The organism is Paenibacillus sp. FSL H3-0333 (assembly GCF_038002805.1).
GTDB lineage: Bacteria > Bacillota > Bacilli > Paenibacillales > Paenibacillaceae > Paenibacillus_AQ > Paenibacillus_AQ silagei.
In genome coordinates this window covers 5,297,568-5,312,177 of record NZ_JBBODG010000001.1, presented here as the reverse complement: position 1 = coordinate 5,312,177, position 14,610 = coordinate 5,297,568, and the positions used below count along the sequence as shown (strand labels likewise).

At 54.4% G+C, this 14,610-nt stretch carries 5 protein-coding genes; 2 read left to right on the top strand and 3 right to left on the bottom strand.

The genetic code is table 11. The features are described 5' to 3' along the window. Positions 1-99 precede the first annotated feature (99 nt). Together MHH78_RS23835 and MHH78_RS23830 are read left to right on the top strand one after the other, a co-directional pair. The gene (locus MHH78_RS23835; protein ID WP_341169025.1) at positions 100-8,238 is read left to right on the top strand and encodes an endo-1,4-beta-xylanase; all 8,139 of its coding nucleotides are present in this window, start codon (positions 100-102) and stop codon (positions 8,236-8,238) included. A 515-nt stretch (positions 8,239-8,753) separates the two neighbouring features. After that, entirely contained in the window at positions 8,754-10,109 is a 1,356-nt protein-coding gene (locus MHH78_RS23830; RefSeq protein WP_341169024.1) for a hypothetical protein, read from the top strand. Between the two features lie 3 nt (positions 10,110-10,112). Here MHH78_RS23830 and MHH78_RS23825 read toward each other — a convergent pair whose 3' ends face one another. Genes MHH78_RS23825 through MHH78_RS23815 form a run of 3 tightly spaced genes read right to left on the bottom strand, consistent with a single transcriptional unit; the run spans position 10,113 to position 14,475 of the window. Then, entirely contained in the window at positions 10,113-11,075 is a 963-nt protein-coding gene (locus MHH78_RS23825) for a sugar ABC transporter substrate-binding protein (protein WP_341169023.1), read from the bottom strand. Further along, positions 11,072-12,670: a response regulator transcription factor gene (locus MHH78_RS23820; protein WP_341169022.1), complete on the bottom strand. Its 1,599-nt coding sequence runs from the start codon at positions 12,668-12,670 to the stop codon at positions 11,072-11,074. Before MHH78_RS23820 ends, MHH78_RS23825 begins: the two co-directional genes overlap by 4 nt. 2 nt (positions 12,671-12,672) lie before the next feature. Further along, positions 12,673-14,475, bottom strand: a complete 1,803-nt coding sequence (locus MHH78_RS23815; protein ID WP_076073783.1) for a cache domain-containing sensor histidine kinase — start codon at positions 14,473-14,475, stop codon at positions 12,673-12,675. Positions 14,476-14,610 lie beyond the last annotated feature (135 nt).

Here is a 14,610-nt window from a genome sequence, read left to right as displayed (position 1 = left end):
ATGAATCGTGCATCCTTCTTCTATAAATGTACAATCTGATTTGTTAGGATATTACCAGGCAAAACAATGTAAGCGCATACAAGAGGAGGAATCTCTAGGATGAGTAAAAAGATCAGGAGAAAGGCACTCTCAGTTTCAATGGCTGGTGTGCTGCTGCTATCCGTTATTACCCCTATGCCATTCTCTAACCCGCTTCAAGCTGCTCCGGCTGCTGCCATGCAGGCTGCTATTGCTCCGGCACAGGTAACCGCCGATTGGTACAAGAGCTATCAGACGATGGATGGTGTAGGAGCCGCCTATGCGTATACGGATTCCGTCCATATGCTGCAGCTCGCTTCGGCCGGCCATCAGGATACGGTCCGGCATCTGCTGGATCTGACCTTCAGTGAACAGAAGGGTACAGGTCACGACATTGTCCGGGTGATCATCGGTGACAACGGCGGCCTGACCACTTCCGGGGCTACTGCGGCAAGCCCGGGGTTCAACCCGCTCACCAGTCTCCTGGCCGATGTGAATAATCCCGGCTTCGACATTGAGGGGAATGCCATTCCCATGCGTGGAACAGCAGGACAATACGGCTACAAGATCGAAGCGGAGAACCGCTATTATGACGGCAATACCGACAGCATCTGGCCGGTTGAACCGGAGCATGCTCCTGGAACGCTTGTACCTGTGCAAGACTTTGTATGGGATTATCCCTCCTGGAATCAGCCGATCGGCAATGACGACGGCGGCCCGACCAATCTCCTCAGTAAGCCCGGTGAACAGCCTGTAGTCATCAAGAATTCCCCGCGTACCCGCAAAGAGCTGTTCGATATCGATCAGGTCTGGACCATGCGCCAGGCACAGCAGTATGGCGTCAAGCAATTCTACGCCTGCACCTGGACCGTACCCTACTGGATGAGCCAGTCCAACACCAATTCTCCCAGCAAAATTGTCCGTGGCGACATCGCTACCATTGGCGGAAAACCGGTAAAAATATACTATCAGGCCTATGCAGATTATCTTGTCAATTATATCCGCGGCATGTGGGAGCAGTATGGGATTCCGGTTACTCACATCAATCCCTTCAACGAAGTCGATCTGGCGGGCGGCTCAGCTGCTTACGTTACGGAACTGATTAACGGTTACATCGGACCTGCTTTGAAAAAATCGATGCAGCCTGGCGGCGACCTCTATGATATTAAGAACCCGGAAGGCAAGCTCATTGACTTCATTCCCCAGCTTGCCGCAGTGGACGGCACCAATCTGGGCGCTTCCTTAAGCAGAGGCGGCGAGGTGTTCTCGCAGACGGACCCGGATAATGCGCTCGACAAGAATCCCTATCTCGATGTATTCACTACCCATCTCTATGGTACAGTTGGCATCGGTACGGATGAGACCAAGCTGTACCACACCGGGGATTTCTCCAAGAATCCTCTGGATTATACCAAGGATGGAAGCAAGTATCCCGAATATCTTACTAAGTATAAGCTCTGGCAGGCAGAATTCATGAACCAGGACACCGGTGACGGTTCGGCTGGAGCGTATACGCAGCGCTACGGTAATCAGAATATTAATGATGCCGTGCGCTGGTCTAATCTGATGACCAATATGTTCACCAGCAACCCGGGCTTCACCGGCTTTGTCTGGTGGAGCATGTGGGACAGCAACGGAGCAGACGGCTCTGACCTCATCCGCTTCGTGACGACCAACTCCCAGCAGGAGCCGGGACGGATCAGCACACTGACCGGTGAATACCGGTTGTTCAAGCGCTTTTACAGCTACGGGCATTTCTCCCGGTTCATGAATCCCGGCGATGTGCGCTTTGAGGTTACACGCGTACCGGCGCCTGATCTGAATGTGGTCGGCTTCAAGAATCCGGCTACGGGTGATTTCTCGATGACGGTATCCAATGCCAACAACGATGACAGCGTTCAGCCGCTGGAATTCAATTTGAAGGACTTCCCGGCAGGAACAGATAGTGTAACGGTGTTCCGCACCTCGGGAAGCGAGAACCAGAAGAAGCTGGGTACGATTCCTGTATCGGGCGGCAAGTTCGTCATTGATATTCCGCCCGCAAGCGTTGTGACGGTTGTTCCGTCCAAGGGAACCTTTGCCACCTATCAGGGGCTGGACGGGGAACGCGATATCTTCTCCACGCTGGAAGCAGAGGGGAATGACAACAGCGTGCCCGGCGACAGTGCAGGTAATGCGGGCCGTGCCAATGAGGCAGTGACGCTGGGGGCAGGCGGTTATCTCGCTTACAATAATGTGAATTTTGCAGACGGCTCGGCGAACGGCGGTGTGGTCCGCAGACACTTGCTGTATCTTACCGCCCAGAGTAAGTCGGCCCAGGGAGGCAAGCTTGCTGCTTATGTGCTTCCGCTGGGGGCCGCTGCCGGCAGCAGCGCCGATATCCTGTCCCAAGGTACGCGGGTCGCAGAGATTCCGGTACCGGCCAATGACAGCTACGGCAAATTCCAGGACATGGTCGATACAGGCGATCTTAGTGCTTACGGCCATAAGGATCTGTATATTGTGGCCGAACCAAACGGGACTGCGGGTACGATCACCGTTGACCGCTTCCTGTTCGGAGCAGGCGATTCCGACTGGAGTACTGCCGCCAACAATTCTACAGTATCCATTCCGGGCAATCTGCTGCTCAACGGGGATTTTGATACGGCAACCGCTTCCAATACAGACAACTGGTCTGCCGGACGTTACAACAAGGGAACCTTTGAGCCTGCTGCCGCAGGACCTGTGTTAACGGCGGATACCATACAAAGCTATTCGGGTCTGTCACGTTACCTGAAGAACAGCTCGACCTCGAAGGTTGCCGGTTCCGGCAAGCTTGCTGGCCGCATCGACGCTGCGGAGCAGTATGATGGAATGTGGCAGGATGTTACCGGTAAGCTGAACAAGGGAGAGAGCTATAACTTCAAGGGCTACTTCCTCTCGATGATGAGCCGCCCGGACAGCTATGATGTTGCTGCAGAGCATCCGGGTGATGTTGAAGCGGCTCTGGTGTATTACGACGGGAACGGGAATCAGCTCGGAGTGACTCCGATCAATGGCCGCGATATGCCTGAACCGTACGCAGCCCGTGAAGCCGGTGATCCTGCATACTGGGCGGGCGGCAAATTCATCGGACGCATTCTTGAGGGCGGGCCGCTTAGCTTAAGCTCCTTCCAGCCCGTGGATGTGAAGGTGGCGGACTGGCATGAGACGCCTAATCAGCCATTCACGTATGAGGAGCCCGCAGGCACAGCGAAGGTGGTCCTGGCGGTGTATGCGAAGGATGCGAACATCCTGTATGCTGATCAAATGTCGCTTACTCCTGAGGCGGTCGTGTCGCACAACCTCTTTATTGATGGCGTTCAGCCGTCTGATTTTGACGAAGCGAAGCATGAATATAAATATACAGTCACCGGGAACGCCATTCCGAAGGTTACAGCGGTAACCAGCGATCCGGCTGAGCTTGTGAGTATCTCGCAGGCGGACAGTGCGCAAGGCACGGCAGTGGTCCGGTTCGTCAAAGGAGAACAGATCAAGACTTATAAAATCTTTTTCAGTACGAACGAAGTCATTGATTTCGCGGCTGGCCTTCCGGCGGGCTGGGAAGTCATCAATCCGGCTGATCCGCAGACTGCCCTTGGCTATAGCGTGGAGGGTGCGGCCATCCAGACCTTGAAGAGCGATACGGACTATCCGGGCAGCCATAATATGCTGCAGCTTCCGGGCTCTGCTGAAGGCAACTGGACGCTGACAGCGAAGCTCACCGTTGACAAACCGCTGAATGATCCGTCCATGGGTGAGAATGCCCAGGTTGGACTTGGCATCAGCGCTACTGCAAGCGGAGAATTTTACAGAATCAATGCAAGGAAGGTCAGCAGCAATATCAAAGTCAATAATTCAGGCAAAATTGGCACCCAATCCTTCACCAACAATACGAACCAGACTAACCTGAGCGGTACTAATTATTTCTTGCGGATTGTAAAAGAAGGCAATGTGGTGCAAGGCTATTTCTCGACCAACAGCGGTTCTTCCTGGACTGCGATGGGCAATCCGTCCACGTATACTCCGGAATTCTTCAAGGCTGCCAAGGTGCAATTGTATGGAACCAATACGAGCGCTGTAACGGACTTCAAAGTTACCTTCTCGGGGGTTACCCTGGTGAAGACCATGGGAGAGACGGGGGAAATTACTGCAGATCAACAGGCTGTAGAGGAAGCGGCGGCCTTGATTGGCAACCGGATTACCGTTCCTAATGCAGTGGAGGGTGAAGATAACACTAAGCTGATGGCCAAAGCGCAGGCGATTCTGGATGGCAATGAAGCGCTGAAGCAACTGGGAGTTAAGACCGCTATTACTCTCCAGGGAGGCGGATTCACGCTGACTCTAACTAAGGGAAGTGTCAGTATAAAGGTCAGCCCGTTCACTGTTGCAGCGGGGGTGAAGGCGGTAAGAGATTTCGAAGATGGGACCGTGCAGGGCTTCCAGCCGAAGGGAAGTGCTGGCGTGAAGCTGGAGGTCACCAAGGAAGCTAACCATACCACGGGCGGCGCTTATGCCTTGAAGGTCACAGGCAGAGCGGCTAACCCGGACGGACCTGCGGTCCAGGTCAAGGATACCGTCACCATCGGCAACGAGTACAAAGCGGCGGTATGGGTGAAGCTGATCAGCCCTGCAAGCGCACAGCTCAAGCTGACGGCACAGGTCAATGCACCTACGCCGTACTATGTCAGTCTGGCTACACAGACGGTCAGTGCAAGCGGAGACTGGGTGAAGCTGGAGGGAACCTACCGTTATCTGCATGATGATGTCACTTTATATGTAGAGAGCCCTAATAGCACTACTGCATCTTACTATATCGATGATTTCAGCTTCACAGACACTGGTCTGGAGAGCATTCTTCCGCTCCAAGAAGTGTATAAGAACGACTTCCTGCTAGGCAATATACCCGGCACTAATGATCTTAATCCGGGCAACGGGCAGAATGCGTTCTTCAATTACCACTTCAATGCCGTGACCTTCGAGAACGAGATGAAGCCGGACGCGCTGCAGAAGACCAAAGGTAATTTTACCTTCAACAAATCAGACGATATGGTTGCCAAATCCCGGGCGATGGGGGCGGAGGTCCATGGGCATGTGCTGGTATGGCATAGCCAGACTCCGGCGTGGTTCACGCAGCAGGTGGATGCCTCAGGCAATGCCGTGAAGGATGGGACGGGGAATCCGGTCTATCTCAGCCGCAGTGAGGCTCTGGCAAATATGAAAACCCATATCCGTACGGTCATGGAGCATTACAAGGATTCGGTGATCTCCTGGGATGTGGTCAATGAGGCGATGCAGGATGGTCCTCCGGCCGTAACAGACTGGAAGGATGCGCTGCGTAAGTCCCCTTGGTACTATTCTGTCGGCCCTGACTTTGTAGAGCAGGCATTCCTTGCCGCCAGGGAAGTGCTGGATGAGCATCCGTCGTGGAATATCAAGCTGTATTACAATGATTTCAACGATGATTTCCCGGAGAAGCGGGATGCCATCTATGACATGGTCAAAGAGATCAATGACCGTTATGCGCTGGCCCATCCCGGCAAGCTACTGGTTGACGGCATCGGGCTGCAATCCCACTATGACATGAGAACCAAGCCTGCCAATGTTGAAGCGGCGATTGAGAAATATGCTTCCCTGGGCGTGGAGCTCTCCATCAGCGAGCTGGATGTGCTGGCAGGCATGAATTATTCCCTCTCAGCAGAGTGGGCAGAGAAGCAGGCGAACCTGTATGCCCAATTGTTCCAGATCTACAAGAAGCATGCGGATGTAATCGCGCGTGTCACCCTTTGGGGATATGCAGACAGCGCGAGCTGGAGAGCAGGCCAGAATCCGTTGCCGTTCATCAGCTCGCTGGCACCGAAGCCGGCGTATTATGCCATCCTTGATCCTGAGAAGTATCTGGCCGGGCATCCGCTCTATGTGACTCCAGAGACTAAGAGCTCTACGGCGCTGTATGGTACCCCTGACATTGATGGAAGCATAGACGACCTCTGGGCGAATGCGCCGGAGATCCGGATTGACAATCATCTGATGGCGACAGCGGAGACCACAGGAACCGCCCGGACGCTGTGGGATGAAGAGAATCTCTATGTGCTGTTCCAGGTCCAGGATACGCAGTTAAGCAAAGCCAGCACGGATAAGACGAAGCAGGACTCCGTGGAAGCTTATGTGGACGAAGACCGTATCAACGCCTGGCCGTACCGAGAGGATGACGGGCAATACCGGGTCAACTATGCCGGGGAGCAGTCCTTCAAGTTCCTCAGTAATTCGACACCGGCGGTCTCACCGGGATTTGAATCGGCGGCGGTAACCGAAGGGACGGCTTATACGGTGGAGATGAAGATTCCATTCCGCACACTGAGGCCGGAGAACGGGACACAGATCCGGTTCGATGCGCAGGTGAACAATGCAACCGGGTCCAATCTGATCGGCGTAGCTACCTGGAATGATCTGCTGGGCCGGGCTGCAAAATCAACAGAGGTGTTCGGCAACCTTACCCTCAGCGGCAAGGGAGACGCAGCTCCGCCTGTGTGGGCTGAAGGAAGCAAGCTTGAAGCTACCGGTATTACGCGTACAGGGGTTACCTTATCGTGGCCGGCTGCAATGGATAATCTTGGTGTTACCGGCTACCGTATCTACAACGGGATCGATTCCGAGCCGGTGCTTGTAACAGGCATTGAGCCGGTGGAGACCGCAACCGGAGCCGTATATCGTTATGAGGTAGCTGGACTGCTGCCGAACACGTCATATACCTTCAAGGTAGAGGCAGGCGATGCAGCGGGGAACTGGAGTAAGGACGGACCGTACGTTATAGTGACCACCCTTCCAGGTGAAGATATCACGCCGCCGGTCTGGGCGGAAGGAAGCACGCTTGCCGCTTCCGGTATCACGAGTAGCGGACTGACGCTGACCTGGTCGGCTACGGCCACAGATGACAGCGGCATCTACGGGTACCAGATTACGAATGGAACCGGAGATAAGCCGATTACGGTTACAGATGCTGTGTATACGGAGACCGTAACCGGTGCTGTATACAGTCATCAAGTAACGGGATTACAGCCGGGTAAGCAGTATACGTTCAAAGTAGAAGCGGGAGACACGGGCGGCAATTGGAGCGAGGGTGGGCCTTCTGTGTCAGCAACGACACTGCCTGCTACCGACACCACACCTCCGGTCTGGATGGAGGGAAGCAAGCTTGAAGCTTCACGGATCACAGCATCCGGTCTGACACTAACCTGGACGCGGGCTGCTGACGATACGGGAGTGACCGGCTACAAAGTCTATAGGGGGGCAGAGGAAATCGCTGCGTTGTCTGGAACAGAGCTGCGGTACGAGGTAACCGGGCTTGCTGCGGGAACAGAGTATCATTTCTCGGTGCAGGCCGGGGATGAAGCCGGGAACTGGAGCAAGAATGGTCCTGCCCTCTCTGTAACTACGCTAAAAGACAGTGGCGGTCCGTCTGAGCCGACGCCAACACCAACAACAAGACCAACACCTACGCCGACGCCAGTACCGACGCCAGTACCGACGTCAGTACCAACGTCAGTACCAACATCAACAGCTACGCCAACACCGACACCAACATCGACGCCGGGAGCAACAGGTACACCGGCTGTGTCACAGACACCAGCACCTACGCAGACACCAGTGCCAAGCAGCCCGTTCAAAGATGTAGGTGCCAAATACAGCTGGGCTTCGGAGGCGATTGACACACTGTACAGTCTGGGCATCATCCAAGGAACCTCCGCGGCCACCTTCAGCCCAGAGAAGAATATTACGAGAGCGGACTTTGTGCTGCTGGTAGTGAGAGCATTGGGTCTCGAAGCGGAATCCGGTTCCGGCTTTGCAGACGTAAGCCAGGGAGCCTACTATTATGAAGCGCTCAGTATTGCGAAGCAGCTGGGGATTATCAATGGAACAGACGGCAGCAACTTCAATCCGAAGGGCGAAATCTCGCGGCAGGATATGATGGTGATTGCAGCCAGAGCCTTGAAGGCAGTGAACAAATTATCTGCCGGCGGCAGTGCCGGAGACCTGGTCGGCTACACAGATAGAATGAAGGTGGCGAAGTATGCCATTGATAGTGTAGCGGCACTGGTCCAAGAGGGAATTGTCCGGGGAGACGGGAAATCCCTTCATCCCACCGGAACAGCCACGCGGGCGGAAGCTGCTGTCATGATCTTCCGGATATTGCAGAAGTAACACTCCATAGTTAGATCCGTAGAAGCACAACCCTTATGGCAGTCAACGTCTACAGACATCGGAAGATGGGATAGACGTTGGCTGGCCGGAGGGTTTTTTGAGTAGTATGAAGGCTAACAAGAACGGAATTAGTTGGATAATGTACACTTGCTGATGAACCAATAGACTCTATTACAATAGCAGTTGGAAAAAATACACTTAATTTATCCCATTTCATCCAAAGTAGCGAAACTGGAAAAATTAGATGCTGTTTATCCACTTGCTTCCGGACATTTCACGGAAACCGGCGAATTAAGATACACTTTTCCATTTGTTTACTGCTTGAATTACTCAACTATTCATCCTCTCTAATACATAGCATCGGGCATCCCGCATCCCTGGGTCTTCCCGCCCAGACCTGCCGCTACGCGTTTACCTTGCTGTTATACCGGAAGTACTAATATTTCCTCTGCATCTTCTTTTTTACAAATAATTAGTTTATCATTGCTTCATTCCAAAGATTAGGAGGATTTACTATGCGTGGAGTAATAAAACATATAAGCCGATTGTGTGCGGGGCTTATGCTGCTGGGTGCTGTAACATATGCGGGAGGGGAGCAGGTACTGGGTTCGCCTGTCCAGAGTGGACAGGTGATCGGGACAGGGGCAGCAGCTCTGGCTACTGTGGACGTCAGTTCTTCCATTACAGTGCTGGGCAGCCCGTTCAAGAAAGCGGCTTATGCGCGTAATGTCTGGGACATGCAGCTTTTTGGCGGCAAAATCTATCTGGGCCACGGCAACAGCAGCAACAATGCGCCTTCGCCCAATGCGGGGCCGGTTCCAATCTATTACTGGGATCTTGCCCAGAATAAATTCTCTGTGCAGGATGTTACGTATACGAACCCGGCGACAGGCAAGGTGACCACCAATGTCTATGTCATGGATGAGCAGATCGACACTTTCAAGGTGCTGAATGGGGAGCTGTATATTCCCGGACATGACTCCAGGGTACCAGGGTGGGCTTACGGGAATTTTTATCGCCTGAACGGGGATCACTGGGACCAATACATGAACATTCCCGGAGGCATCCATGTATACGATATGGCTTACTACAAAGGCAAGCTGTACGCAGCACTGGGCGCTAACGAAGGGCCCTTGATTTACGTATCTTCTAACGGAGGCAGCACCTGGACCCGCTTCGGTACCGTCTCGCAGTACGGGATTATGCGTGCCTACAATCTGTTCGAGCTGGGCGATACACTGTATGCGTCCTCAGCCACGGCAGGGAAGACCCAGGGGATTCCAAATGAAAAGGGGTATATGACCTCCATCAAGCAGAGCACAAGCGGGGGAATTCAGACGTCCAAGCTGACTTTTACCAGTACCCAGTTGTTCCCGGGTCTCAGCTTCGTTATCAAAGCGGGTGAAGTGAATGTTCCCGGTGTCAGCGGCCAGCCTTGGCTGAAGCTCCTGCGTACGACCCCGGTGAACGACCGGCTGCTCTATATTCCGGGTGTGATCTATAACGACCATCAATCTATCCCGCAAGGGCTGTACTCGGCAGCGGCCAACTTCCAGAATGTGCGCAAGGAGCTGTTGCCTGACTCTGCTGTAGTGCCTATGGATATTCTGGAGCGCGGGGAGACGGTATATGTGCTCGGTTATGTCAAGGAAGCCTCGGGACAATATACGAATTACGTCTACCGCAAAAGCACCTCCAGCTTCGCAGCCGGCGGGGAAGGCTGGAGCCAGGTCTTCCACTTCAGCCGGGATACGTTCGCCCGTTCCTTCGAGGAACAGAGTGGCGATTTCTATTTTGGACTGGGGAGCTATGCCGACGTCCTTCCGGCTTCCACCGGCACGATTCTGAAGCTGAGCGCCGGGTCTTATTAATGGCTACTCCCCAATAATCGCAATATCCGTGTTGATCCATTTGGCTGTGTCTACACTCTTGGCCTGTAGAAGCAGTGTGTTAATAATATCCTCGCCCCAGTTCTGCTCGTTCTGTGAGATTACGCGGGTAATCTGGCCGTTATCCAGCGCTTGCTGCAAGGCTGGGGTCAGGCCGAGGGCGAGGTTATAACGCTTCAGCCCCTTGGCCTTCCAGACCAGGACAGAGCTGGTGCTGGAGACGAAATCCAGATTAACCAGTGCGCTGAAATGGGGATGATCCGAGATCATCTGCTCCAGCTGCCCGGCAGCCCGCTCCTCACTGCCGTCATTGTGACGGATCTCCAGTACATCAATGTCCGTATGCTGAGTCAGGTAAGTCTCAAGTCCCAGCAGTCGTTCCCGGGTGCTCTGCATCCGGGACATTCCGGACTCCACCAGAATCATTCCTTTGCCGCTTAGCAGACGTTCCACCGTCTGTCCCATCACTGCGCCGGTTGCCCGGTTATCCGCCCCGATATAGGCTGCTCTCCGGCTGGCAGGCGAATCTGATTCGAAGCAGACCACAGGAATTCCTTGGGCGGCCGCTTTGTTAATCATGGCGGTGATCGCCTGCGAATCCACCGGAGCAATCGCAATGCCGTCTACCCCCCGCTTAATCATCATCTCCATGATGCGGATCTGCTGCTCCAGATTGGCTTCATCGGGAGCTTGGACCAGCAGCTCTACATTATGCTTCCGGGCTACCGCTTCCGCTTTTCCGGTGATCATCTCGTAAGTGGCATTCACCATAGGGTAGATAATGCCGAAGGTCAGCGGAGGTTCTTCACCTGCACTTAACGGAGAATCTCCCGTTGTCTTCTCAGGAATATCCGCTGCTCCGGCTGCCTTAAGACAGCCGCCAAGCAGGAAGCCTGCCGTCAGCAGCAGGAGAACCACGGACCATCCCCTAAGCCTGTTTACGCTCACGCATGTCCCGCCCCTCTGCGGATCGTGTGCAGCTGCTCCCCGGTATTTCCCTGCCTGCGGAATTCCATGGGCGTCATCCCCGTTACTTTTTTGAACAGATTGGAGAAATAATGCTGATCGTTGTAGCCGACCAGATAGGCGATTTCAAAGGTTTTGTGCCCCGTGGATTTCAGCAGCTCCTTGGCCCGGTCCATACGTGTAGCCGTCAGAAATTCCGTGATGGTCTGCCCGGTCGCCTGACTGAAGGTCTTGCTCAGATGGCTGGGACTGACCCTGACCACCTTGGAGATGTCATTCAGGGAGAGCTGCTCCTTGTCGTATTGCTCACGGATATACTGCTTCACCCGGTCGATCAGCTCACGGTGCTTGTCTGCTCCTTCGGACCGCCATTCCCACAGCCGCTCGTACAGCTGCTTGAGATACTGAAGGCCGTCATCACTACTGGAGATTTGCTTCAGCTCTGTCTGCAATTCTTGAAGTATGCCGGCGTAGCCCGCGGCTGCGCGGAACCCGTTCTTCGCCGTCTGCACCAGCTCCAGGGTGATATCGTTCATCAGGTAACAGGCATATCCTGAGTTCCAGTTCATCTGCTCAAGCTCCTTGGACAGCTCCAGCAGGAAGCCGGACATCTGCCTGTGGTCGCCTGACTTCAGGAACTGGACCAGCCGGCTTCTATCGAGCAGAACCCCATGGGCGCTAGGGTCATAATACGCCTCGAGCATAGCGGCGGAATGCATTCTGGACATCTGCTTGAACATCCGGTCATTCTCGGCCTCCAGATAGGAGAGGTGAATGCCCTGAAGACGTTCGCAGACCTTGCCCCGGCTGACGGACAGCTCCAGCCCCCAGCCTTCCCTCAGCCGCTTCTTCGCAGCCGCACACAGGTCATCCAGAGTATGGTTCATCCGGAGCGGATCACTGCCTTTATAGATCAGAACCATCTCCATCCGGCTGCGCTTGTAGATGAAGCTGTCGGCCGCCTCCTTGAGCAGGCCCGCTAACAGCGCCTCAGCATCCGGTGAAGCGGGGGGAAGCTCCGGGGACTCCTCCATATTGGGCGGATGCAGAGTAAATATAGCGGCGGCGTAGTAAGGAGCTGTTAACTGCAGCTCAAGCTGGGCCGCCGCTTCGTAGGCGGCAGCGGTGCTGATCAGGCCTCCGCACAGATCGGCGAACAGATTCTCGGGGGTGTAGGCATATTTGTGCCTGATCCGTAATTCCTCATCAATCCGGGCGCTGACGCTGCGCAGAAGCTCCAGCAGGTCGGCTGCGCTGAACGGCTTCAGGCAGTAATCCTCGACCCCCAGGCGCAGCGCCTGCTGGGCATACTGGAAGTCATCGTGGCCGCTGAGAATGATGATTTTGATCTGCGGGAATTTCTGGCGGACGACAGAGGTAAGCTCCAGGCCGTTCATGAACGGCATTTTGATATCGGTAATCAGAATGTCGGGCAGCTGCGCTTCAATAATAGGGAGCGCCAGCTCACCGTCGGGAGCGTCACCGCAATAGAGGAAGCCCTCCTTCTCCCAATCGATGCATTCCCTTATATTCTCGCGGATCAGGATCTCGTCATCCACCAGCATAATCTTCTTCATCACTAGACCCCCCTGTTCTTGGGTATGCGAACCGTAATTTGTGTGCCATAGCCTTCCGAGCTGTCCAGACGGATACCATATTCGGGTCCAAAATACAGCCGCAGCCGCTGATGCACATTCTGCAAACCGAAGCCGCCCTGGCCGGTGTCCTCGGGTTCCTCCGACTGGATGGGATGCTCGATCGATTCCCGCAGCGTCTCCAGCCGCCCGGCGGGAATGCCGATGCCATTGTCGGAGACCGTAAGCATAATGGAGCCTCCGTCGGTGTACGCGCCGATGCGGATCAGTCCCATGCCCCGCTTATTCTTGATTCCGTGATACAGGGCGTTCTCGACCAACGGCTGCAGGGTCATATTCAGAATCGGATACTCCTGCAGCTCCTCCGCCACCTCCAGCTTGAACTCCAGGATGTCATGGTAGCGCATCTGCTGGATAATCAGATAGCTTTGCACATGGGCAAGCTCGGAGCGGATCTGTATCCAGTCGCGCCCGTTGTTGAGGCTAAGCCGGAAGAACGCGGATAACGCCTTCACCAGCCGGATCACGCCATCGTGATTCCCCGCTTCCGCCATCCAGACAATAGAATCCAGCGTGTTATATAGAAAATGAGGGTTAATCTGCGCCTGAAGCGTCCGCAGCTCTGCCTTTTGCAGCTGCTGCTGCTTACGGATGCTCTGGGCCAGCAGCTCTTTGATCTGCTCCACCATAATGTTGAAGCTCTGCCCGAGATCGGCGATCTCATCGGTACCGTCCGGCTTGACTTTGGCTTCCAGATAGCCACTTGCGGTCAGGCGCATCTTGTGCTGGAGCAGCTGGATGGGCCGGGTTAGCCGCCGGGTCAACAGATAATGGAGCGTGATCGCAAAAATAATGCTTAAGGCCACGCTCACAATAATCAGCTGCCTGATCCGGTTCGCCTCGGCCACGATCTCCTGCAGCGGGGCTATGCCGATAATCGTCCAGCCTGTTGCCAGCGAGGAGGTATGGACGATGAACCGGGGCGGTCCGCCCGTCTGAAGCACGAAGCTGCCGCTTCTGCCGCGTTCCCCCGCAGGAATCAGGTTGTCCTGAATAACGGCAAGTTCTCCCGCCCTCACAGGAGGAACATAGAGGGGATTGTTCTGCTCGTCCAGCAGGTAGAAGAATCCGGTAGTGCCGATCGTCACCTTGTCGCAGAACTCTTTAATGAAGGAATCGCTCAGATCCACGATGATATAACCGATGACCTCATGCGTAATCCGCTGCTTGACCGCCGTCATAATCGAGATCACGCCCTCGTCCCCGTAGGTGAATCCGTCCACCCGGTCATAGCCGGTTATCAGCGGCGGGGGCACCCGGAGGATCAGCTCCGGATGCTGGGATAACGCCTGAAAATGCGGATTGCGCAGCGGGTTGCTAGCCGACTGGAAGATTCCCCGGCGCTCGCTGATGCCTTTGCCGTACAGATTAATCAGGCTGATGTTGAGCACATTCTCATACTTGTAGGTGTCCCGGTAGAGGGTGAAGGTCTGCAGAATGTCCTTGGCCTCCTGATAGGTCTCCGACTGTGAGAACAGAAAGTGGATGACCTGAGGATTATTGCTAAGCTCCAGCAGACGCTCGGTATCCTTGAACAGGTTGTCCATATTCGTTCCCAGCATTTCGGCCTGAAGCATGCTTGAAGCCTTGCTGTGACTGGAAATGGATTGGTAGGATTTCTGGTAGGAAATGAGGCCGACGGCAATCAGCGGTATGGTGGACAGCACTATGAACAAAGCCAGCAGTTTGGCTCTAAGACTGGAGGAGATCCAGCGTGTAATCCGCATTATCGGGAATTCCCTTTCACAAGTAGAGTAGATGCCGTTCCTAACTCTATTTTATAACAAATATTGGAATACCGAAACAAAAAAGAAAGCGCAAACAAAATATCCACCTTTTGAATAAAAAAGTACACCAAAATA

Bases quoted from the DNA above. Each gene is read 5' to 3' on its own strand.
- MHH78_RS23835 (WP_341169025.1), top strand. From the start codon at position 100: ATGAGTAAAAAGATCAGGAGAAAGGCACTCTCAGTTTCAATGGCTGGT.
- MHH78_RS23830 (WP_341169024.1), top strand. From the start codon at position 8,754: ATGCGTGGAGTAATAAAACATATAAGCCGATTGTGTGCGGGGCTTATG.
- MHH78_RS23820 (WP_341169022.1), bottom strand. From the start codon at position 12,670: ATGAAGAAGATTATGCTGGTGGATGACGAGATCCTGATCCGCGAGAAT.
- MHH78_RS23815 (WP_076073783.1), bottom strand. From the start codon at position 14,475: ATGCGGATTACACGCTGGATCTCCTCCAGTCTTAGAGCCAAACTGCTG.